We start from the raw sequence: 23,461 nt of genomic DNA on the forward strand, positions 1-23,461 counted from the left end.
TAGTTATCCTATGGTAATTGTATCAGTAAACACATTTGTGCTGCCTTTCTTCAATCTCATATTGGCAGTACCTGATACCCCGGACTTAATCTTAAATACCAGTGACTTAGTGGCATTGCCGCTGCTGTCTGTGGTAATTGAAAAAGTACTGCTGTATCCATATGTAGACGGCCATCTACCATTTACCTCTTTAAACATGCCAACTTGTGTTCCACCAGTTGTATAAGCTCCTACTTTATAATTTGTATACGTTGTATTAGGAGTTAAATTTGAAAAATAAATGGTCAAAGGCAGTTCCTGCCCTGCTATAATCTGTGTTGGAACACCAAAAGAATACGTTGTGTCTCCTACCGTTCCTGTTCCTCCTCCAGAAGTAGTTGTATAACCATAGGAGCCTGCTGCAAAGGTTGTGGTATCATACCATTTGTAGCTTGCTGATGGAGATGCCCATGGTTCTGTTGCTGGTTCTGTTGATAGAGAAGGTGTTTCAAAGCTGTATAAAGCAGTTGCTGTATCTAAGGAAATGCTGGTTTGTGAAAAGCTGGTATAGCTTTCCTTTTCTGCCAGCCAGTCTGTTAATTGCAGCAATAAGGCAGCATCGTCATCTTCCTCATATCCATCATAGGTTGTTTTTGTTCCGCCTGTTTCTTCTTTTTTGTACTTAGGTGTTGCATCTTCAACTGCGGAAGAATCTCCGATAAATGCAGCTTTTCCAAGACCTTTTTTGGCAATTGCCACATAAGCGCCCTCAGCTACACCACCATTATTATATACGCCCTGATCCACTGCGCTGGACCATTTATTGCTCGTAGTCAGGTTATTTGGCAGATATACGATACCTTTTGCAACAGCAGGATTTATAATAGCAATTGTGGAACCTGCATGCATGGCAACCGTATCAATATTTTGTGTAATGCCAAAACACTGGCTGGAAGCAACAATATTGGTGGCATCAATATTACCCAGAGCATTATATCGGAATCGAACACCAAAATTAGCAGCTAACCAGTCACTACTTACAACACCTGACATAGCCGCTGACGCTGCCTCAGCAGTACTCATTCCTTGTGTCGGATTAGAGTAAGCACCTCTTCTGTAACCGTTAAATACTTCTGAAGCATCCCATCTATTTTTATTACGGTCTGCGTTATAATGATCGGAAATAAAAAAGACACTTCCTCCATTTTCAACATACTGTAATATAGCTGCCTGCTCAGTAGCCTTAAATGGTATGTTAGCTTCTGGAATTACAAAAACATCATAGCCAGACAAATCAGAGTACGTAATGGCACTATTTTTTCGTAATTCCTTTATGTAATAGCCTTCATTTGCCAATCCATTGGCATAATCTGAAAATGCACCATCTATTACCCAGTCAGCTGCCCCAGCAGTCTGAGCATGTGTATTATCAAACAGTATTTTCAATCCATTTGCTGATGCTGGCTGTATCTCTGGCGCGGCATCAGCATAATTTTCCGCTTTTACCTGTACAAAATAATCCTGTGAACAAACTCCAAATGTAAAAACTAATAGCATGGCAATAAAAATCCTTTTGAAATGATTTCTTTTTTTCATTCATTTTCCTCCATTTATTTTGATTTTTTTCACTACCATGCGTAATTATATCATATAATTGTAAATTAAATAGTATTTTTTGGTAAAACCTAAGTAAATAATGTTTATCTTACTTATCACTTTATTAATTAAACTGATAAAACTATTTTTTCTATTTGTCATGCTTCCCTGACACAATTACGGCCACTTTCTTTTGCTTCATATAGCGCATAATCAATGCGGTCATAAAGAAGCCGATAAGTTTCACCTTTTTTTCTTTCCCCAGCACCAAAACTTGCTGTAACCGTTCCCACCAGAGGATGTTCTGCTATCTCAATGGCATTTCGTACCTTTTCCGCCGCGAAGGATGCTCCGTGGAGATTGGTATGTGGCATCAAGACGATAAACTCCTCTCCGCCAAGCCGGATTAAATAATCTGACATTCTTATATTTTCACTAATAATATCTGCTACCTTCTTCAAAACACTGTCACCTGTAGGATGTCCCCATTTATCATTAATTTGTTTAAAATTATCTAAATCCACAATAAACGCAGAAAACGGTATATTGTAGCGTTCAGAACGTTCTATTTCCTCATGAATAATCATGTCTAAAAAATGTCTGTTATAAAGACCAGTAAGTTCATCAGTAAAAGCCATATTTTTCATGGACTCCTCTGCTTTCTTTTGCATGGTAATATCAAACATATTAAGCAAAAAAGTCTGGATACCCCGATACTCTCCTTTTACAACAGATAACAACACGATTGAATAGTTCTCATATCTATCTTGTACTTCAACTTCCATCTCCACTATTTTTTCATCCTTCTGTATTTGCTCTAACACTGCTTCTAAATTAATAGAAAGCCATTTGATATGCCGCTTTAGATTAACTGCTGAATCCCTTGTATCCATTGAAATAAACTGTTCTGCATCCTTGCTCATAAAAATAACATCTGTCTCTTTATTAACAAGGTAGATTGCCCCATGCATGGTTCGGAAAAGACGAATTAGATTTTCATTACTTTCATTCATATCCATAAATGCTCTTTTTAATGTTTTTTCAGCAGGATAGAACACAAAAACGGCAATGAAAGCAATCAGAATAATCATTATTGCAAATAGAAAATGCTCTGTCTGTTGTATCGCTTTTATTTTTATTCGGTTTTCCTCATCATACTGATAAATAATGTCATTCATCCTATTTAAAAATTCACCTTCATTGTTATGAATGATAAGAATTTTTTCTAACAACTGATAACGATCGTATTCACCTGATTTAAATAAATATAGAATATCCTTAGAGGCTCTTAGTATTTTATCAAAAAACTGTCCTGATTCCATAAGCATACTCTCAATTTTCGCACTATGAATTCCAATAAGCTGCCTCTTTTTTTCTCCATCTAGTAAATTATTCTGATACATTTCCCACTTCTCAACTGAGTTTTCCAACTCGGTCAGATAAGATTCAATTGCTTTTTTGTCATCACTCTGATACAACATCAGTACGTCCTTTGATATTTTCTGACTTAACATCCTCTGACTTCCAGCTACGTTCATTGCTCTTGACATCTTTTCCATCTGACTAATCTGAAGCTGGATGATGGCTTGTTTGGATGTAAATAGAATAAATATGGAGAGGGCAGACAAAATGTACCTTTTTCTCATTTTTCGATATATTTTTTGATAGTTCATTTTATCTTCATCCAAACGAAACACCTCTTTCTTAACAGGTATTTTCTATGTAGTGTACCCATTTTCTTCTTTTCCCATGTAAATCTGATAAAAGTTATCCTTCTAAAAAATCCATTTTTAAAATATCAAATGAATTGTATACATCAATGATTCCATATCCCCAATCCTTATTAGGATAGGATAAATATGGTACTCTTTTTGCACCTCTGATTAAATAATTTTTGATATCCAGCGAATCTAAATACGGCTGGTTTCCCTTCACTGCACTCCACTCTAAAATTAAAGCAATAATGCCTGCTGTATGTGCTGCCGCAACACCAGTTCCTGAATAACTTACAAACTCCTGGTTCTGATTGGGTGCAATATAATTGACTCCTGGTGCTGCCAGATCTGGTTTTACTATATTATTTTTGGTATATCCGCGGCTTGCCTTTATATACAAACTATTGTCAGTGGTATTATATGCTGTAATAGTAATAGGTATGGTAGCTGAACCAGGGCTTAGTACCGTTGTATATACATCAGGACTAGAAAAGTACGTGTTATCTGATATCATATTTCCCATTGGCAGCCATATATGAAATCCTGAAGATAAATCAATTTCACTATATACTTTAAATATCCATTTCCCAGGTGTCATCTGAAAGAAACGCAGTAAAATTAATTGCTCTCCCGTTCTCGATTCAGCCATCAGACTGTCAACATAAATAATTGTGCTTTCAAATACAAATTTGATTTCCCTACTTTCCCTAAGGTAGGATAAAGTCTTTGGTATATATTCTCCACTTGGTGACGTAATATCTACAGAATAAATACCTGGTGCATTCCCCCATAATTCCATTGTAAACTCTTTATCCTCTTCTCCAACTTGCAGCTCTACTAATTGATATTCTTGATTTGCCTGAATTGTATTATAATAATGCCTGTTGCTGATTCCTTCATTTCCCATAGAAGTTACCAGTATTATATTTGGTACATCTCCAAGAATGGACATCATGGTAGCCAAATAGGAACGTCCGTCATGTGATCCCTGGGAGGTTCCGCATCCAATGCATATCACAATGGGTCTTCTTAATTCTACTGCTTGATTTATGCAATATTGTATTCCCCACATAATATGATTTTCCTGAAAACAATCCACTTTGGATGGTACTCCATAAAACCTGCGTAAATACTCCTTTGCTCTTCTTAATTTTACAATAACTAAATCAGCCTCTGGTGCCACTCCTCTAAAATCCTGTTTAATATTTGCATTTCCTGCTGCTACGGCTGCCATCATTGTTCCATGGCCATTCTCATCTTTGGACGGCACACTTTGAAACGAATCTTCTGAAGCAAGGGCTTGATTTATCTGTTCCGCATCATACTCTGTTCCAAATGGTAATTCGTCTGAAACCACACCTGTTTCCATTTCCTGATCCCATATGGACAAAATTTTAGTAGAACCATCTGCTTTTATAAAAACCGGATTTGTATAGTCAATCCCTGTATCTACAATTCCAACCAAAACACCATTTCCAAACATATTTAGACTTGGAATATTTCTTAATCGATTAATACCAGATGCTTCTACATCTCTTTCACTAGTTAATCCATATAACTTAGGAATCGCCGCATAACCATATTTACTAACCATATCCATTGAAAGCTGAGATACTGGCATATGCACTACAGCAAATGCTTCGTTTATATATTGAATCTCTTTCCCCTCATATCTATTTAGAAATTCTGGCCGATTTTGATAAAATACAATTAAATCTCCTTCTTCTTCCTTGTGCAAAGGCTGATTTGTTATGTCCATCCGCTTCCTCCTCACATGATTTATCCTATCCCTTCGTTCGCAGACTATCAAATACATTATAAATGTCAAGAATTCCATATCCCCACTCTCGATTTGGATATTCCACACCTTTTAATCTTCTTGCCCCTCTTATCAATAAAATCCTCATATCAACAGTACTCATATTGGGCAGATTTCCCTGTACAATTCCCCATTCTAAAAGCATAGCTGCAACTCCAGCCGTATAGGCGGAGGAAATGCTGGTTCCACTATACGGAGTAAAGGAATGCTCCAGCGTTGGCCCTATAACATTAACGCCTGGTGCTGCCAGCTGTGGGTTGATATCTCCAGCCCGGGTATATCCCTTGCTTGCTTCTTTGAATAAGCTGTCATCGGTATAATCATAAGCTGTTGCCACAATTGCTGTTGGATTAGTGCTAAGACTTAATACTGTCATATAAGGATCTGGCTGAATGAAAAAAATATTATCTGATACAAAGCCCTCCATGGGAAGCCAAATATGAAAGCCATATTTTATATCCCCTACTTCATAAACATTGATTTTCCAAATACCTGGATCGGGATCTTTAAAACGAAACATAATAAATGGATCGGAACTCTGCGATTCCATAAATTGATAATCTAAGTATATGACGGTTTTCTCAAAAATGAAGCTGATTTCTCTAAATTCATTTATGCTGTATATCAGTCTTGGAACATATTCACCTGAAGGTGAAATGATATCAACAGAATATATATTTGGCCGCTTTCCCCATAACTGCATAGTAAAGCTGTGGGCATTTTCTCCTACATTTAATTCCACTATGTTGCTTCTCGTTTTTGCATCGGGCATTCCGAAATAATGTCTTCTGGCTATTCCTTCATTGCCCGCTGGAAGAGTACAGGCTATTCCTGGTGTTGCTGCAATTAAAGAAAGATAGGTGCTTAAATCACCTCTTCCATCATGAGGTCCTTCAAAGCTGCTGATGGCAATGCCGATTGTCATTGGACGTGATAGTTTTGCAGCAACAGCCAATAAATATTCCAATGCAAATGAAAAATCATTTTCCTGATATACAACCGCATCTTCTAAGATAAAATAAAATTCTTTAAAATATTTTTTTGCAGTCTTCAGCTTTACTACTACAAACTCCGCCTGTGACGCAATTCCGTAAAAATCTTTTTCAGGAACCTCGTTCCCTCCAGCAATGCCGGCAATCATCGTTCCATGACCGTTTTCATCTCTGGTTGGTACAATATCAAATGGATTTTCACTTTGTAATGCTAAATTTATTTGTTCTCTTGTATATTCCGTTCCATACAAAAATCCTTCTGGCTGGTTTTCACTTTGGATAGTCTGATCCCAAATTGAAACAATTCTTGTAGTTCCATCAGGATATTGGAAAATAGGATTTGTATAATCAATTCCTGTATCCAGTATGCCGATTAAAACCCCTTCTCCCCGAAGATTCAATGCAGGAATCCCCCGTAATTTCGTAATACCAGATGCCTCAAGGCTTTCTTTTCCCACTAATCCAAGATACCCTGGAAATAACCCATATCCTAGTCTGCTGATGGTCTGGTTTGTAATATAGGAAACGGGAATATTCAACAATGAAATAATATAATTAATGGGAGTCACAATTGCATCTGGAAATATCTGAAGCATATCTTCTATATCATTCTTTGGAATTAATAAATCAGCGTACTCTTCACTAATAATTGGATTCACAATATCTGACATGCTATTTTCCTTTTATATTCTTTGCTAATTATAGTATATGATCATTATTGTCAGATTACACAAAAAGGGAACTTTCGTCCCCTTTTTGTATTACACATCATTTTGTTTGATTGACTGGTGCTTTGCATTTTTATTCTTATTCTGATTTTCTCTTGTTAATGGTGTCTGACCATTGCACTTTTCCATTCGTACTTCCTTTTTATCTGGCTGACTGTCTTTCGGCATAAACGACCTCCTATTTTTGAATTTAATTAGAGTTTACCTTAAATTCTAGTTACAGCAATTACTATTTCCCAATCGTTTATATTTATCCTGTAAACTTTTCAAATGCTTTTATATTTTTATCCAAATCAGGAACCAGTACACTCATTCCTTGCTGGGTTTCCAGTGTATAGGTTTCTATAACAGGAATGGATGCTGTGCTGGCAGTCACCGTATCATTGCATACCGTCCTTAAATATGTGAGTAATTCCGTATAACTTAAATCAGTGGTAACTTCTGACTGAATCGTTAAAAATAGAGAGCCAATTTTCATAATATCTTGTTTTTTATATTCTTTCATTATCGCTGAAAGAAGTTTTCGTAATCGTGCAGTTCGTCCAAACTCACCATTTTCACCATTTTCATCAGATACCTGACGCACTCTGACATAGCCAAGTGCCTGACTTCCGTTTAGTCTTTGCCTTCCTTTCAGGACATTACGACATTCTTTTTTTGAAATATAATTTGTTTGATTCAGGTATTCGGCTTCTTTCTCTGATAATTCCAGTTCTACTCCTCCAATAGCATCTATGATAGTTTCAAATGCTTTCATATTAACAGAAATAGTATGGTCAATGGAAAACTGAAAATTAGTTTCAATAGTATCTTCTACCAGTTGAATTCCGCCCAAGGAATATACGGCACTCAACTTATTTTCACCTATTTCTGGAACCGATAGGTACATATCACGAAGAAAGGATGTTAAAACCACTTTTTTAGAAACTGGATTGATGCTGACAATTAAAATGCTATCAGCTCTTACATTTGTATCGTCATTTGTTCCATCCAATCCAACCACTAAAATATGACTTGCTTTTTCTAATAAATCCTGACTTTCATTTTTCTCTGTTTCAGTTATACTTTCTTCTATTCCCACTTCTTCTACCTCCACACCTATGGTTTCTGCCTTGCTTACCTTAGATGGAAGGAAAGATCCAGTTATATTAGATATAAGAAAAATTACGCAAATAACGCCTATAATAATACTAGTACCTCTTTTCGTTGGTTTTATATTCATAATCTGATAAACTCTCTTTTTTACCTGCTTCTTTTTCTCGCTGAAACCTGTTGTAAGAAGTATATTATCCCCGTAAGTACCTGACATGATTTGCAGTAATGTCAGACTATATTCTTCCCTATACTGCAAATTCCTTTCCTTAACCACCTTTTCATCACAATACAATTCAATGTCTGAATAAGCAGTTCTTGCCATGTAATGTACCAATGGATTAAACCAGTGAAATCCTGTTGCACACAGTAATAAAAGCTTATAATATAAATCGTGGTTTTTATAATGAACCAGTTCATGTTTTAAAATAAAGCTATACTGTTCTAAAGTAAATTCTTTTGTAGGAAGCACAATGACAGGGTTTCTAAATCCTGTTAACATTGGTGAATGAATTAAGGGACAGGTCACAAGTCTGATTTCTTCTTTAATATCCATTTCAGTGCAAAGTTCTTGTAGTACATTGTGTATTTCGCTGTTTCTTACAGAGTGGCACCATTTGCTTATCTTTTTTTGAAAGCTCATGTATGCCATAATATGATATAACATAACTAGAAACACACCAATCATCCAGATTAAAGATGCCCCTTTTATAATACTCTCAAATGAAACCCAAGGCATATGGTGGTTACCTGATTCTTTTATTTGTGTACTGCTGTCTGTCTCCTTTTCTGTTAATAAAAAATCCGTATGATCACTCTGTACACTCTTTGCTTCTTCCTGATTATTTTTTGACAAGATCGTTTGCTTATTTTTGTCTGTTTCATTAATATTTTGATTAGTTACCACTACAGCTGCTCTTTCCTTGTTTTCTACAAATGGCAGCTTTACTAATTGAACATTTAGTGGCAGCAAAAGTCGTATAGCAATCAGAAACCAGACAATATAGTTCCAGTGCCTAGAATATTTCTTACAAAATATTTTATCCAGTAATACTGCCATACAAATGAGAAAAGAGCAGCCAGCAGATATAACAAGAACTGTTAGAAAGAAATCAATCATTTTTTTCACCTCTCTTGGCATCTGTTATGATTTGAATAATATCATCCATGTCTTCCTTTGAAATTGCCTGATCCTGTACAAGTGAAGCAATTAATTTTTTGTAAGAATTGCTGTAAAATTGCTCTAAAAAGGTTTTTGTTTCTTTTGCCAGATACTCTTCTTCCTCAATCAAAGGAATATAATACTTGAATCTTCCTCTTTTTTCAATTCCAATAAATCCACGTTCCTCCAGACGAGTCAGCAGCACCTGTATCGTTGATCGGGTCCAGTCCTTTTGCTCAGATACTAATTCTACCACTTTTCCTGTTCCAACAGGTGTTTCTGCTTCCCATATTATTTTCATTACCAGCAGTTCAGAATCCGGAAGTCTCTCATAATTGTCTTTTGCATCCATTTTATTCAGCTCCTTTTTAATCAATTGTTGGTGACAAGGTTAAAAATATACCGATACATTATTTACCATACAATTACTATACTACGTTCGTTGACAAATGTCAATAAAAAGATGACATTTGTCAACGAATTTGTGTTTTAGCTTATATAAAACGGAGACATCATCTCCTATTAGAACGAAATCTTTCTCTCCCTCTGTATATCCTGCTCCACAAACAGCCTTGTTACAGTCTCCTCATAATCACCCAGTCTTTCCGATTTTCTAATTTTTTTATGATATTTTTCATTGTCGGAAAATACTTGAATCATATAAAACCAAAGTTCCTTCATCTTAAACAACACATTTTTATCTCCAAAAAGAACCTGTCTGTAATCGCTATAAATTTTATCATGAAATTCCTTTAGAAGTTCCTTTTCAACTAGTTTTCCCTCTGTAATTTCTTTTATTATTCCTGGATTTGCAATCAAGCCCCTTCCCATCATAACATGCTCAACCAGTGGAAAAGCTGCTGTCAGTTCATTAAAATTATTTACTTGAAAAATATCTCCATTATAGCAGACAGGATTTTTACTAACTACCAGTGCTTCCTGAAACACATTCCAGTTAGGCTTATTTTTATAAAAATCCTTTTGCACGCGGGGATGAATAATTAGTTCTTCAAGTGGATACTTATTAAAAATCTCAATTAATTTTCTAAACTCTTCTGGATGATCTCTTCCAATTCTTGTTTTGATTGAAATTTTTGTTATGGCTTGTGAAAAAACTTCTTCTAAAAAATGATCCAATTCTTCTGGCTGAGCCAAAAAACCTGAACCCCTGTTTTTTGACACTACCGTTTTGGATGGACATCCTAGATTTAAATTAAGCTCAAGATAGCCAAGCTCCTTTATTCTTTTTGAGGTTTGTATAAAATCCTTTGCCTGATTGGTCAAAAGCTGTGGAACTAATTTAATGCCTTCGTTATGTTCTGGTAAAATGTCATTCAAATCTCTAGTCTTAAAGCTATCCCTTTGGTTTGCAACTATAAATGGTGCAAAATATTTATCTATATGATTAAAAAAAGTATGATAGGCATTTCTGAAAATATAGCCTGTCACACCTTCCATTGGTGCTAAATAAAATTTCATATTCCTGCTTCTCCTTTATTCTGTTTTCTAACTATTTTACACCTAAATCGTCATATTTTACAATCAAAAAGTATATATTTAGTCATTATTTGTATTTTCAATCCTTGCTTTTGATGGTAAAATTTAATAAAAACAATTAGGGGGTTATTATGAAAACACACAATCAAACGAAAACATCACGTTCCATTGTATCATTTTTACTAACATTGTCATTGGCACTGGCAATACTAATTCCAGACTTCGCTGCCGTCAAGGCAGATAACACCGCCACTTCCCAGTCCGCTCCATTAGAGCTGACAACAGCAGGAAATGCTTGGAGTTCTGGATTTTCCATTAACGTATTTATTAAAAATGCTTCAAACACGCCAATAGACGATTGGAAAATACTTGTTGACAAAACAAGCTTTACCATTACCAGCATCTGGTGCACCGAGCTGAAAGAAGACAGTAACACCTATGTAATTACTCCTTTTTCCTGGGGAAAAAGCATAACCAGTGGCAGTTCTGTAAATTTCGGATTTTGCGGAACGGGCAGTATGCCTGACACGTCAGATTTTACGCTAAAATACTACATAAATGGAGTGGAATATACCAACGGCAGTACTTCTGTGCCAACACCGACTCCTGTTGTTACTCCGACTCCTGTTGTCACTCCGACTCCTGTTGTCACTCCGACTCCTGTTGTCACTCCGACTCCTGTTGTCACTCCGACTCCTGTTGTCACTCCGACTCCTGTTGTCACTCCGACTCCTGTTGTCACTCCGACTCCTGTTGTCACTCCAACTCCTGTTGTCACTCCGACTCCTGTTGTCACTCCGACTCCTGTTGTCACTCCAACGGAGCCATCTGGTGCTGCTGAGTCTGGCGATGACTGGCTTCATGTAGATGGAACAAATATTGTGGACCAATATGGCAACAAAGTGTGGCTGACTGGTGCAAACTGGTTTGGATTCAATTGCAGAGAACTTATGTTTTTAGATTCTTATAGCAGCAATATCGTTGCAGATATTGAAATGGTAGCAGATAAAGGGATAAATGTAGTCAGAATGCCAATTTCAACAGAATTATTATACTCCTGGAGTCAAGGTACTTTTCCTGCTTCCACAGATACCAGCTATAATAATGCCGCTTTAGCAGGATTAAATAGCTATGAATTGTTCAATTTTATGTTGGATAATTTTAAAAGAGTAGGTATTAAAGTCATACTTGACGTACATAGTGCACAAACCGATAACCAGGGCCATACTTATCCACTTTGGTATAATACTACTATAACAGAACAAATGTTCAAATCTTCTTGGGTATGGATTGCTGACCAATATAAAAATGATGATACGATTATTGGTTTTGATTTAAAAAATGAGCCACATACAAATGTTGGTGATATAAAAATTAAAGCGCAAAGTGCTATCTGGGATAATTCTGATGACCCAAATAACTGGAAAAGAGTTGCTCAAGAGACAGCATTACAAATTTTAGCAGTCAATCCAAATGCATTAATTTTTGTAGAGGGTGTTGAAATTTATCCAAAAGATAGTATATGGAATGATGCACAAATTAATACCAGTGCCTGGGGCGGTACCAATGATTACTACTGCAACTGGTGGGGTGGTAATTTGAGAGGTGTTGCCGATTACCCAATTGACTTAGGCCAGTATCAGGATCAGTTAGTTTACTCTCCACATGATTATGGTCCTATTGTTTATAATCAGTCATGGTTCCAGGGGGCTTTCCTTACCGCAGATGATGCAGAAGCATCTGAAATTTTATATAATCAGTGCTGGAAGGATAACTGGGCTTATATTATAGAGGATGGAATTTCCCCATTACTACTTGGCGAATGGGGCGGTATGACAGAAGGAAGTAATTCCCTATTGGAACTGAACACAAAATATTTGAGAGCCATGAGAGATTATATTGCTGCTAATAAATATTCATTACATCATACTTTCTGGTGTATTAATGTTGATTCGGCTGATACAGGGGGATTACTGACTCGTGATGAAGGTACTCCATTCCCTGGAAGCAGAGATTTAAAGTGGAATGATAACAAATATGAAAATTATCTGTTACCTGCATTATGGAAAAACAGCGATGGTAAATTTGTCGGTTTAGATCATCAAGTACCTCTTGGCAAGAATGGTGTAGCATTAGGTACAACTCAACAATAACAGTAATGCCCCTGCTGACTTTGATAGCCAGCAGGGGCATTAAACATTTATAGATTATAACGGATGTGTATACGTACTTGTAAGTGTATAACTTCCTGTTCCACTTCCACTATGAGATACCTTTAAATAATAGGTTTGATACGGAGCTAAATGGCACTGGATTTTAAAGTTACTTCCTTCACCACCAGCATCTGCCGATGCAATCAGATTTCCATTACTGTCATATAACTCAGCATAAGTATCTGTTGTACCAGTGGTTTCCAACGTATAGTGATCATTCATTGCTGCACTAAACCGATAACAATCCACATCTCCTGTTTTTCCAATGCTGCCTTGAATCGAAGTATCACTGGAAAGGTGAATCGCAACATCCGTTGTATCATTTGGTTCAAGGTCTTTATCAGTAGGATAAAAAGTTACATATCCAAGAGGGTAAACTGCAACACTTATATGTTCCTGACCATCCAGTGGATCATTATAGATTACATTCAGTCCATTGGCATCATATTTATATCCCTTTACAATCAGGCAGTGATTGCCTCCTGCACTATTTTGTACTTTAACAATAATTGGATAACCACTGTTAATACTTTTTATTAATTCATTGGTAGAATAACTATAGGATGTCGAGTCTCTTGGATCTGAGCTCATATTCTCCCATACACTTACCTCTACGTCAAATGCTGTACTAGCATTAATATAGCTTCCACAATTCAACAAATGTGCTGGCTGATTAAAAACAGACGGATAGGTATAATAATCTGCTCCATATAGTGCTTCTGTACCAGCATACCAAGTTCTTGCACAGTCTTTTGCAATCATAACAGTACGATCTAGTGTATCATTGTTAAAGTAAGCTATTGCCATGGAAGAAGCAGTTGCCCAACAAACCATATCATATGGCAATTGAAGATACTGAGGAACTGACAGGCATTTTCCTCTTGCAATATCAATTCCATATACTCCAGTATTACCAGCAGGTGCCGCAACCTTTAAATAATAGGTTTGGTCAGCAGTAAGCTCAACATCAACCTGAAAATTTCCTGCTGAACTGCTATTTGCATCACTTTTTAAAAGTGTTAAACTGCTGTCATACACCTCCCCATATACATTTGCTCTTCCATGCAATGTGTATGGATTCTGAAACGTATATATGCCATCTACCTGAGGCGTAAATTTGTAAATATCTACATCCCCAGAATAATTGATACCAGCACCTGAATACGAAAAATAATTTTCTGTCGCCAAATCAATTGCCGTACTGAAATCATCTCCACCTTCCCAATCAGTACTTGAAACTGCGTTAGGAGGTGTAATTAGCAAACTGTAACTGCCTGTGCCATTTGGAGAACTATGGCATACCTTAACATAGTATATCTGCTGACCAGACAAATTGCTGACTATTTTCATATTGTTCTCTTCACCACTATTATCATCTGAAGCAATCAAATTATAATTACTGTCATATAAATATCCCAACGTATCTGTGCCACCTGATGTTTCAAATGAAAAACTACCACCACCACTCACTGTTACTTTATAAAAATCTTCGTCACCTGCTGTGCTAATGTCTGCCTGCACGGTAGCAAAATCACTTAACGAAACTGCTGTTCCAAACGAATTATTTGGTTCAATGTCTTTCTTATCATAATTTACGCCTGTAATCTTCAGGGTATAATCGCCTGTCTCTGTCTCACTTTTATGTGTAACCTTAATATAATATGTACTTCCAGCGGTCAGTTCATAACGTAATTCAAAGTTTATACCGCCTGGATTCAGCTGATTATCACTTACATCAAGCAAATTCATATTGCTATCGTACAAATATCCAAAAGTATCAGTAGTACCCAGTGTTACGATAGAATAACCTGCATTATTTAATGGAACAAATTTGTAATAGTCCACATCTCCCGCATATCCAATGGAACCTCCTATTTCCTGAGTCAAATCATAGTCTGACGGAATAATTACAGCTGTAGAAGCTGTATTATTGGATTCACTCTCACTCATACCTGCTACAGCAAAAACAGGTACATTGAATATAAACATACCTATAAATGCTGTAAAAAGGCAGATACTTACTTTTTTTAAATTAGTCATACCTTTCACCTCATATCTTATTAATTAAACTACTTGTGCGATATTATACATCTTAAACAATTATTATTCAATGTTTACATTTTTTAGATTGCACCGCTCAATCATAGTCCTATTTTTTGCATTTTTGTCATAATTAATCAGATATTGATATAGTTCCAGATACTTTTTTTATTATTCAATACAATATTCTGTAAATTCATTAACATTTCATGGTAAATCTATCTATAAATACAGCTAAATCCAACAACATTTTCTATCATTTTAAAAATTCATATTGTGACATATAAAGTTTATAGTATGGTCCCTTTTTCAAAAGCAGTTCCTCGTGACTTCCTTTTTCCAGAATACCGCCCTGATCCACATACATAATACAATCAGCATTTTTAATCGTAGAAAGGCGATGTGCAATAATAAAGGATGTTCTGCCTGAAAGCAGACTATTTAAACCTTTCTGCAAGATTAACTCAGTTTCTGTATCAATACTTGAGGTTGCTTCATCTAAAATTAAAATCTTTGGATTTGCAAGCAATGCCCGGGCAAAGGATATCAGCTGCCGCTGCCCTGCTGAAAGCCTGCTTCCCCGTTCGTTGACCTGTGTCTGATAACCATTCTCCATTTCCATTATAAAATCATGGGCACAAACGGTTTTTGCTGCTTCAATTACCTCTTCATCTGTTGCCGTATGATTACCATACCTGATATTATCCATAATCGTTCCAGAAAAAATAAAACTATCCTGCATCATAATACCCATTTGGGTTCTTAAGGAATGTAACGTTACTTTTGAAATATCCCTTCCGTCAATTAAAATTTTTCCTGAATCCACGTTGTAAAATCTGCTGATTAAATTGACTATTGTCGTTTTTCCCGCTCCTGTAGGTCCTACAATGGCATACGTTTCACCTTTCTTTGCAGTAAAACTAATATCCTGTAAAATCTTATGGTCTGGCTCATAGCTAAAAGAAACCTTCTGAAATTCTACTGTACCATCAATAGGAGGCATTTCCACAGCATCTTTAGTATCTTTTACGTTTACCGGTTCATCAATGGTTTCAAAAATACGTTCCAAATAAGAAATCGCCGTCAAAAGAGAATTGTAAAAACCAGCCAGGGTGTTAATTGGCGCCCAGAAACGACTGATATATGCGGTGAATGCAATTAGAACACCCACTGTCAGAGTAGAGTCTGGTGACAAAATCCATTTCACACCTAAAATATAAATAAAAGCAGTCGTTACGGTTGAAATAATGTCAACACTTGGCCCCATAGTAAAGTTAAACATAACTGCCCGCATCCATGACTTCTGATAATTTTTACTAAGAAAATTAAAAATTCCTGTATTTTCTCGTTCTCTGACAAAGGACTGGGTTACCCGGATGCCATTAATGCTTTCTGCAATGTATGCGTTCAAGTTAGACTGCTTATTGCTCTGTATCTGCCACGCCCTCCGCTGCTTTTTCTTAATAAAAATAATAACAACAGTCAGCACAGGAAGACCACAAAGACATACCAATGTCAGCTTTACATCCAAAAACAGCATAAAAGCCAAAATAAAAATCAGGTTACACAAATCAGTAAATGTATTTACAATACCATTACTTAATAAATCACTTAAGCTGTTTACATAATTCACTACACGTACCTGTATTTTCCCGTGAGGTCTGTCATCATAATAAGAAAAAGGAAGTTCCTGCAAATGTTTAAAAATATCGGTTCGTATACTATATATAATATTCTGTCCCACTACACTCATAATTTTAATTTTCAACCTTAGTGCAAAGGCAGAATAAAGTGCAATTAACAGGGTGAGAAAACTGTAAATTCCAATAGCTTTCATATCTTTATCTGGAATAGAGACGTCCATAACATTCTGTAAGAAAATTGGAATCATCATAGTGGATGCAGAGGATGACAACATCAGCAAAATTACTCCTGCCATTTTCTTTTTATAAGGTGAAATATATGCTGCCAAACGCTTTAATTGATTCACATCAAAACTGTCTTCTAAAATTTCGTCCATATCGTATCGGTTTCTAGCCATAACTATTTCTCCTCCATTCCTACTAAGACTTCATTAGGTACTTCTCCATATTGATTACGGAATGCCGTTGCATAGTAACCACCAGCAGCCACTAAGGACTCATGTGTACCCTGCTCAATAATGCGGCCATTGTTCATAACTAATATCAAATCTGCATCCTTTATAGATGATATACGATATGCAATTACAAATATAGTACAATTCTTTTCTATTTTTTTCAGCTGACTCTGTATATAGCTTTCTGTCTCCATATCTACTGCTGAGGTAGTATCATCCAGAATTAGAATTGACGGTTTCTTCAGCAATGCTCTTGCCAGAGAAATTCTTTGTTTCTGCCCTCCTGATAGTCCAACCCCACGCTCTCCTACAATCGTATCATAGCCATCTGGAAGTGCACTGATAAAATGATTGGCATCTGCCATAACTGCTGCTTTCTTTACCTCTTCAAAGGAACAATCTGGTCTTCCATAAGCAATATTGCCTTCAATTGTATCAGAAAATAGAAACACGTCCTGCATTGCCATTCCGATATTGTCCCGAAGATGATACAAATCCATATCTTTCACGTCCGTTCCGTCCACCAAAACCTGTCCAGAGGTAGTATCATAAAAACGACAAAGTAAATTCATTATTGTAGATTTTCCTGAACCAGTCGAACCAATGATTCCAACGGTCTGCCCTGGTTTTACCTTAAAATTAATATCCATAACAATGTCTTCATCATCTGCCCGGTAAGAAACATTTTGAAATACGATTTCCCCTTTCAGATGTTTCTTGATAATACCAGTGGCTGGTGTTTTTACTTGTGGCTCCTCGCTATAGGTAGCATAAATCTTTTCCACCGACGTAACAAAATTACCTACATCATTTACCAGCCATCCTGCCATGCGAAGAGGATTATTCAGCATCCACAAATACCCATTTACTGTAACCAACTGCCCCATAGTAATTTCATTTTGAATTACCATATGTCCGCCATAAAATATAAGCAAAATAGTAAGTACATAAGACAAGACTTCAAAAACCGGAACATATTTCATCCAGATTTTGGACGCATCAATCTGAGCCGCTCTAAATTTATCATTTTCCCTTGTAAATTTATCAATTTCAAATTCTTCCTTGGCAAATGCTTTTACCACACGATTTCCACTAATATTTTCCTGAACAAAGGCATTCAGAGAAGAAAAGCAGTCACGATTCCGCTTAAATGCTGGATGTACTTCCTTTGACTGACGGTATGTAGCAAGTGCTGTAAATGGAAGCACCAGTATCATACACAATGCCAGCTTGGTATTTACTGTGAAAATCATAATTAAGGCAAAAAGAAACATCAGAATACTTTGATAGCTGACATACACCACGTATGCCACAAAATGACGAATAGCTTCCATGTCTCCTGTCTGCCGGCTCATTAAATCTCCTGTTCTCTTTTTGTTATAAAAAGAGAAATCTTCTTCCAAAAGCTTACGATAAACTTTATCACGCATATCATACAAAAGCCTTTGGGATGCCGTTTCAAAAACCACCTGATAAAAAAAGCGTGTAACCCCAATTACAACTGTTACCACCATCAGGCATCCTACTAATGGCAGCAGCTTATCATAATTTTCTCCCTTGATAACCTGATCCACAATTTGACCAGAAATATACGGATTTATAATAGAAAGTGCTGAAATAACCGTTGTCAGCAATAACCCCAAAATCATATGTCCCCGGTACTTTTTTAAAAATGAATAAAACCACTTCATTGGTGTCATATTTTAATACCTCCTATCCCTGTCGAATCTCAGACACTTACGTTCTGAAATATTCTGCCATGAATTCAAAGTATATCTTATTTTGAAGAAAATGAAATGTAGTATCTTGCACCTTTGATGTAGGATTTTGCAAAAAACAATTTACCTTTTACTTTAAACAAGTTACAATAGAAAAAGGTATTGAAATCGTTTTGGGAGGATTATAAGTATGTGCTGTGAAAATACGCTAATAGAAGATTTAAACCCTACTTTTCTTTTTATCTGGACAGGAGCCAGAACCCACGACGAATGCTGTTATCATTGCCATGACCACATAGAAATGGATTTTATTCTATCTGGTACTGGGAAATATCATATTGATGGGAAATATTATACGGTCAGGGAGGGGGATTTGATTATTTTAAATCCAGGAGTGAAGCATCAATCTCTTGTCAGTGATTCGCATAACCCAGTAACAGAATTTTTTATTGGTTTTTCTGACATTTATTTTACTGGCTATTCCAAAAATTATTTTCCTCTTGTAGACGAGGATATTATACTTCACACAACGGGAGAGCTCCGCCAAAGACTGTTTAAAATCTGTGCCTCTATGTCAGCTGAAAATGCAGTGTACCGGGAGGGAAGGTACTTTATGCTTAAATCTTATCTGATGCAGATATTACTGCTTCTTATCCGGGAACAAACGGAACCTGTGGAGATTAAGACGGGCTGCTCTTTTGATTCTACCAATAAAAAATATGTAGTTGAACAGATTATTACCTATTTTGAGGATCACTACAATGAAAAAATATCTTTGGATCAGATCGCAGAAAATATGTATTTAAGTCCTTTTTATATATCCAGAATTTTTAAAAGCGAAACAGGAAATGCCCCTATCCGATATTTAATCAGTATACGGCTGGAAAAAGCAAAGGAACTGTTAGAAGCTGGTTGGGAAGGCAGTATTCAGGAGGTAGCAGCTGAAGTTGGCTATGATGATGCGTATTATTTTAGTAAGCTTTTTAAGAAAAAATATGGCGTTTCACCATCTAGTTTAAAGTAATAATTTTTAGAACAGGGATGGAGTATTCTTCCATCCCTGAATTATTTTATACAATCTGTACACGATATGCTGTGGTTTGTGGTGGAATACTAAATGTCATAAAATCAGCATGGGTAACCTTTACCATCTGTCCTGCCCTTATTCTGCATAAGCAGATTCTATTTCCCCTTTGATCTAGGAGCACCGTTTGAGGATTCACATTAAACCGGATTTGCTTTTCAGGCAGATTTGCCTTTCCTGTAATAAAAAAATGATTTTCAGTATTAACGGTTATCACTCTGTCTACTACAGTATTAGAATGAGTTTCTTCATTCCATACGATGATTTCAAAAGCTCTTGCCTGGGGTGGTTCAGATGCCGTCATAAGATTTGAGAAAACAGCATCTACGGTCATGCCTTTTCTAAGGTCACGCAACAGCAAGCTTTGCCCTGAGCGGTTTTGTATGATTGTTGTCTGCCCAACTAATAATTGTACAACACGGATATGGACGATATTAAAATTTCCAATTTCCCCATATGATATTGTTACATAGCCTGCATTTCTATCATGAAATACCTCTTCAATCAGGGCATCTCTTACATAAATCACATTATTACTTCCATATCTATAGTTTAACATATCATAATTTCTTCCTAGATTTTTACTATAAGATATGGTATGACAAATTTAAGATTTTGCCATATGTAATGACAGAATTAAATGTTTTGGTAGCTTTAAGTACCTTTATATGGTAAAATTATTTTATTAGTATTGCATTATTTACTTACTATGAAAGGATGTTTTATATGAAACTCTGCATTGACACTACTCCGTGCAAGGTCTGATCGGACGAAGCCGCACGGAGTGAATTACATTCGTCCAACAGACTTTGCACCTTCCTGATTAAATATTTTATTTGAAAGAGGAGCAAGGTCATGTTTAAAAATATTAATGTAGCATCCAGGGAGCTTAGTACTTTCCTGATTTTGTGGATTACTCAGTCATTTTCTGCACTTGGCAGTGCAATGACTAGCTTTGCACTTGTAATCTGGTCCTATCAACAGCAGGGTTCTGCACTTACTACTTCCCTGCTTACCATCTGTTCCTATACACCATATGTTTTATTCAGTATATTTTCTGGTGCATTAAGTGACCGTTGGAACAAAAAGCTTACCATACTAATTAGTGACAGCTTTGCGGCACTTTGTAGTGTTGTGGTATTTTTTTTTCTGACAACAGGCAGGCTGCAAATCTGGCATCTGTATTTCCTGAATGCCCTAAATGGACTGATGAATACGGTACAACAGCCTTCGTCAGATGTTGTTATCAGCCTTCTGGTGCCTGAAAAATATTACCAGAAAGTCAGTGGGATGCGTTCTTTTTCTAATTCGCTGGTCTCTATACTCACACCAGTAATTGCAGCTGCACTGCTTTCCATTACCAGCCTTCAGATAGTCATTCTGTTTGATTTGCTAACCTTTGCTACTGCCTTTACAGCATTGCTTTGTTTTGTGAAAATTCCGTCCCCTTCACAAGACAATGTGGAAAAGGAAACCATTATCCAGTCTGCCAGAAGTGGACTGCACTATCTGAAAAATAACCGTGGTATTCTGGATTTGATTTTGTTTTTGGCAGTAATCAATTTTACAGCTTCTATTTATAACGCTGCATTACCAGCAATGGTTCTTTCACGTTCCCCTGGTAATGGAGAACTGGCTCTTGGAATGGTCAATACTTTTACTGGTCTGGCTGCTTTGTTAGGAAGTATTTTGGTTACTATTCTTCCTACTCCTAAAAGCAGAGCCAGGATTATTTGCAATTCCCTGCTTTTTTCCATGAGTACAGAAAACTTTATCCTGGCATTTGGAAGAAGTACACCCGTTTGGTGTCTGGGTGCTGTTTTGGGATGGATTTTTATTCCTGTTATGAATGCTAATCTAGATGTACTTTTCCGTTCAAGAATTCCGATTTCTATGCAAGGTCGTGTCTACTCTGTCCGGAATACTTTGCAGTTTTTTACAATTCCGCTTGGTTATTTTTGTGGAGGCATTTTGGTTGATAAAGTATTTGAACCTTTTATGGCCACCCAGCTTTCTGGAAGCCAGCTGGTAATACTATTTGGTTCTGGAAAGGGGTCTGGTGCAGCTTTGTTATTTTTCATCATTGGAATCATTGGTGCATTATCCTGCCTTCCTTTTCGGGCTGATAAACATATCTATGCGCTGGAAGAATAGAAACAACCATGGAAAGGGGATAGTCATTTTCAGACTATCCCCTTTATTTAACTACTTTATTACCTTTTCCAAATACTTTTTATTGCTTTTCCTCCATTTTCTCCATAGATCCCCTCACTATTCCCACCATTGTCATTATCCTTCAAAAGAAAACCATTCTCTCCCTTTTGAAAAAACATGGCATGACCAGCTGTAAGAATGATTCCACTCGTAACTCCTCCTAGTTTTCCAACTAAATCATCATAAATGCCTTGATCCGCAGCATTTCTCCCTCTTTCCTTCAATTTATCAAGATGCTTTCCTATACAAGATGCTCCAGCAACTTCTTTATATTTGAAATACTTATATAAACTAGGATTCACTGAATCGTCTGAATAGTTTTTCCATACATTATGAAACTGATTATGATTTTCTTCTTTCTTATATCCATCCTTTTGGAATTTATTATCTGAAAAAAATGTAACCATCATTCCATGCAGCTCTTCTGGCGAACTGCTTCCAAAAGGAGCTGCCCCCAATGCTGATTCTGCATGAAACAATGCTGTAATTACACAGGACGTATTTTTCACATATTCCTTCTTTATATCTGTTGGATCAATGTCCTCTTCTTCATTTCCAGTAAATCCTTTCTTTTCCCGTTCCAAATTATAATGATATTTTCTTGCCTTAAAAATATCCAAAACAGCAGGTAATTTAATATCTGAATGTTTTTCCTTTGCTAATAAGAAAGCAAAAAAAGTTATGTAATTATACTTCTCATATAAATCTTTGGTTTCAGAAGTGGCATCCCACTGGGTATGTATACAATCATCCAATAAGTTCTCTTTCTCCAAGGTGGTGTAAATTTTCAACAAAACCTCATTTTTATCTTGGGGAATTTCCAGTTCTGCCACACTTTGCATAATTTCAACCTGATTATCAAGTGTGAACTCTTTAAAATCAATTTCTTTTTGTATCTTGGGTGGAATTTCCTTTGCTCTCTCCTTAATAGCCTCATACAGTGCCTGAAATTTTTCTATTTGCTCTACTTCCTTTATTTTTTTCCTGTTAGGATGCTCCTTTTTATCCTCATCAAATAATAAACCCATCAGATTCATAAATATGAATAAATTATCTATTTTAGCTGTTTTATCCTCACCTTTGTCGTTCTTAACCTTTATTTCCATTCTCTGCACAACTGGTGTATCTCCATACAATCCACTAAAAATATTTTCCTGGTTTTTCTTTGTAAAAGAACGACTGCCGAATTTAGCCTGAACGGGAGTCTCTTTGGGGTTAACCCAACTTACCTTTTCCTTACTCTCCGCTTCAAGTTCCCCCTTTTTCTCTAGTGCAATATCCATTCTCCATCCCCTCTTTCTTACATATCATTCAAAACTTCTATATATCTAATAATATACTAAAATAGAGAAAATGAATATACTCAAATTTTTTTTCTGTTGACAGCTAAAGTTATAGTTTATATTTTAAGACTAAACTACGTCTATGTCATAGGTAATAAAAACAAATAGCAGAAATTATACTCTAATATCAAACTGCTTAATTGATATGGTATTGGAGTTGTAATAAATAAC

General features: G+C 36.2%; 16 protein-coding genes. 3 read left to right on the forward strand and 13 right to left on the reverse strand.

Annotation, left to right across the window (positions count from 1 at the left end; all coding sequences use genetic code 11):
- Positions 1 to 3: 3 nt before the first annotated feature.
- The 8 genes from BM305_RS05640 to BM305_RS05670 form a co-directional block, all read right to left on the reverse strand.
- A complete protein-coding gene (locus BM305_RS05640; RefSeq protein ID WP_092559722.1) occupies positions 4 to 1,575 on the reverse strand; it encodes a DNA-binding protein in 1,572 nt (523 codons plus the stop codon).
- 158 nt (positions 1,576 to 1,733) lie between these two features.
- Positions 1,734 to 3,263: a diguanylate cyclase gene (locus BM305_RS05645; RefSeq protein WP_092559723.1), complete on the reverse strand. Its 1,530-nt coding sequence runs from the start codon at positions 3,261 to 3,263 to the stop codon at positions 1,734 to 1,736.
- 79 nt (positions 3,264 to 3,342) lie between these two features.
- A complete protein-coding gene (locus tag BM305_RS05650) occupies positions 3,343 to 5,049 on the reverse strand; it encodes a S8 family peptidase (RefSeq protein ID WP_177214564.1) in 1,707 nt (568 codons plus the stop codon).
- 25 nt (positions 5,050 to 5,074) lie between these two features.
- Positions 5,075 to 6,772 (reverse strand): S8 family peptidase, encoded by a 1,698-nt coding sequence (locus tag BM305_RS05655; RefSeq protein ID WP_092559725.1) that lies wholly within the window; start codon positions 6,770 to 6,772, stop codon positions 5,075 to 5,077.
- A gap of 90 nt (positions 6,773 to 6,862) precedes the next feature.
- A complete protein-coding gene (locus BM305_RS19600; protein ID WP_272481944.1) occupies positions 6,863 to 6,997 on the reverse strand; it encodes a hypothetical protein in 135 nt (44 codons plus the stop codon).
- Positions 6,998 to 7,079: 82 nt separating this feature from the next.
- Positions 7,080 to 9,062, reverse strand: a complete 1,983-nt coding sequence (locus BM305_RS05660; protein ID WP_092559726.1) for a M56 family metallopeptidase — start codon at positions 9,060 to 9,062, stop codon at positions 7,080 to 7,082.
- On the reverse strand, positions 9,034 to 9,435 hold the full coding sequence (locus tag BM305_RS05665) for a BlaI/MecI/CopY family transcriptional regulator (protein WP_092559727.1): 402 nt from the start codon (positions 9,433 to 9,435) through the stop codon (positions 9,034 to 9,036). The genes BM305_RS05660 and BM305_RS05665 overlap by 29 nt, the downstream gene beginning before the upstream one ends.
- A 170-nt stretch (positions 9,436 to 9,605) precedes the next feature.
- Positions 9,606 to 10,562, reverse strand: coding sequence for a tRNA dihydrouridine synthase (locus BM305_RS05670; protein WP_092559728.1), 957 nt, complete (start codon positions 10,560 to 10,562; stop codon positions 9,606 to 9,608).
- A 149-nt stretch (positions 10,563 to 10,711) separates the two neighbouring features.
- Between BM305_RS05670 and BM305_RS18770 the strand changes: the two genes are divergently transcribed.
- Complete coding sequence (locus BM305_RS18770) at positions 10,712 to 12,733, forward strand: cellulase family glycosylhydrolase (RefSeq protein WP_143099131.1); 2,022 nt, start codon at positions 10,712 to 10,714, stop codon at positions 12,731 to 12,733.
- Positions 12,734 to 12,787: 54 nt separating this feature from the next.
- Here the strand turns inward: BM305_RS18770 and BM305_RS05690 are convergent, their stop codons facing one another.
- The 3 genes from BM305_RS05690 to BM305_RS05700 all read right to left on the reverse strand — a co-directional run bounded on the left by BM305_RS05690 (position 12,788) and on the right by BM305_RS05700 (position 18,631).
- A complete protein-coding gene (locus BM305_RS05690; RefSeq protein ID WP_092559729.1) occupies positions 12,788 to 14,833 on the reverse strand; it encodes a pre-peptidase C-terminal domain-containing protein in 2,046 nt (681 codons plus the stop codon).
- A 256-nt stretch (positions 14,834 to 15,089) separates the two neighbouring features.
- Positions 15,090 to 16,874 (reverse strand): ABC transporter ATP-binding protein, encoded by a 1,785-nt coding sequence (locus tag BM305_RS05695; protein WP_092559730.1) that lies wholly within the window; start codon positions 16,872 to 16,874, stop codon positions 15,090 to 15,092.
- A gap of 2 nt (positions 16,875 to 16,876) precedes the next feature.
- A complete protein-coding gene (locus BM305_RS05700) occupies positions 16,877 to 18,631 on the reverse strand; it encodes an ABC transporter ATP-binding protein (protein ID WP_092559731.1) in 1,755 nt (584 codons plus the stop codon).
- A 208-nt stretch (positions 18,632 to 18,839) separates the two neighbouring features.
- Between BM305_RS05700 and BM305_RS05705 the strand changes: the two genes are divergently transcribed.
- A complete protein-coding gene (locus BM305_RS05705) occupies positions 18,840 to 19,673 on the forward strand; it encodes an AraC family transcriptional regulator (RefSeq protein WP_092559732.1) in 834 nt (277 codons plus the stop codon).
- Between the two features lie 46 nt (positions 19,674 to 19,719).
- Here the strand turns inward: BM305_RS05705 and BM305_RS05710 are convergent, their stop codons facing one another.
- Positions 19,720 to 20,292: a hypothetical protein gene (locus tag BM305_RS05710; protein WP_092559733.1), complete on the reverse strand. Its 573-nt coding sequence runs from the start codon at positions 20,290 to 20,292 to the stop codon at positions 19,720 to 19,722.
- Positions 20,293 to 20,588: 296 nt separating this feature from the next.
- On the opposite strand from BM305_RS05710, the gene BM305_RS05715 reads away from it, so the two are divergent.
- A complete protein-coding gene (locus tag BM305_RS05715) occupies positions 20,589 to 21,887 on the forward strand; it encodes an MFS transporter (protein WP_092559734.1) in 1,299 nt (432 codons plus the stop codon).
- A gap of 59 nt (positions 21,888 to 21,946) precedes the next feature.
- Here BM305_RS05715 and BM305_RS05720 read toward each other — a convergent pair whose 3' ends face one another.
- Entirely contained in the window at positions 21,947 to 23,230 is a 1,284-nt protein-coding gene (locus tag BM305_RS05720) for a hypothetical protein (RefSeq protein ID WP_092559735.1), read from the reverse strand.
- Positions 23,231 to 23,461 lie beyond the last annotated feature (231 nt).

The sequence above is a fragment of the Anaeromicropila populeti genome (genome assembly GCF_900112775.1).
Taxonomy (GTDB): domain Bacteria; phylum Bacillota; class Clostridia; order Lachnospirales; family Lachnospiraceae; genus Anaeromicropila_A; species Anaeromicropila_A populeti.

Coding starts and splice junctions, on each gene's coding strand:
- BM305_RS05700 (WP_092559731.1), bottom strand. CDS start 18,631: ATGACACCAATGAAGTGGTTTTATTCATTTTTAAAAAAGTACCGGGGA.
- BM305_RS05695 (WP_092559730.1), bottom strand. CDS start 16,874: ATGGCTAGAAACCGATACGATATGGACGAAATTTTAGAAGACAGTTTT.
- BM305_RS19600 (WP_272481944.1), bottom strand. CDS start 6,997: ATGCCGAAAGACAGTCAGCCAGATAAAAAGGAAGTACGAATGGAAAAG.
- BM305_RS05655 (WP_092559725.1), bottom strand. CDS start 6,772: ATGTCAGATATTGTGAATCCAATTATTAGTGAAGAGTACGCTGATTTA.
- BM305_RS05715 (WP_092559734.1), top strand. CDS start 20,589: ATGTTTAAAAATATTAATGTAGCATCCAGGGAGCTTAGTACTTTCCTG.
- BM305_RS18770 (WP_143099131.1), top strand. CDS start 10,712: ATGAAAACACACAATCAAACGAAAACATCACGTTCCATTGTATCATTT.
- BM305_RS05665 (WP_092559727.1), bottom strand. CDS start 9,435: ATGGATGCAAAAGACAATTATGAGAGACTTCCGGATTCTGAACTGCTG.
- BM305_RS05670 (WP_092559728.1), bottom strand. CDS start 10,562: ATGAAATTTTATTTAGCACCAATGGAAGGTGTGACAGGCTATATTTTC.
- BM305_RS05640 (WP_092559722.1), bottom strand. CDS start 1,575: ATGAAAAAAAGAAATCATTTCAAAAGGATTTTTATTGCCATGCTATTA.
- BM305_RS05710 (WP_092559733.1), bottom strand. CDS start 20,292: ATGTTAAACTATAGATATGGAAGTAATAATGTGATTTATGTAAGAGAT.
- BM305_RS05720 (WP_092559735.1), bottom strand. CDS start 23,230: ATGGATATTGCACTAGAGAAAAAGGGGGAACTTGAAGCGGAGAGTAAG.
- BM305_RS05690 (WP_092559729.1), bottom strand. CDS start 14,833: ATGACTAATTTAAAAAAAGTAAGTATCTGCCTTTTTACAGCATTTATA.
- BM305_RS05650 (WP_177214564.1), bottom strand. CDS start 5,049: ATGGACATAACAAATCAGCCTTTGCACAAGGAAGAAGAAGGAGATTTA.
- BM305_RS05705 (WP_092559732.1), top strand. CDS start 18,840: ATGTGCTGTGAAAATACGCTAATAGAAGATTTAAACCCTACTTTTCTT.
- BM305_RS05660 (WP_092559726.1), bottom strand. CDS start 9,062: ATGCCAAGAGAGGTGAAAAAAATGATTGATTTCTTTCTAACAGTTCTT.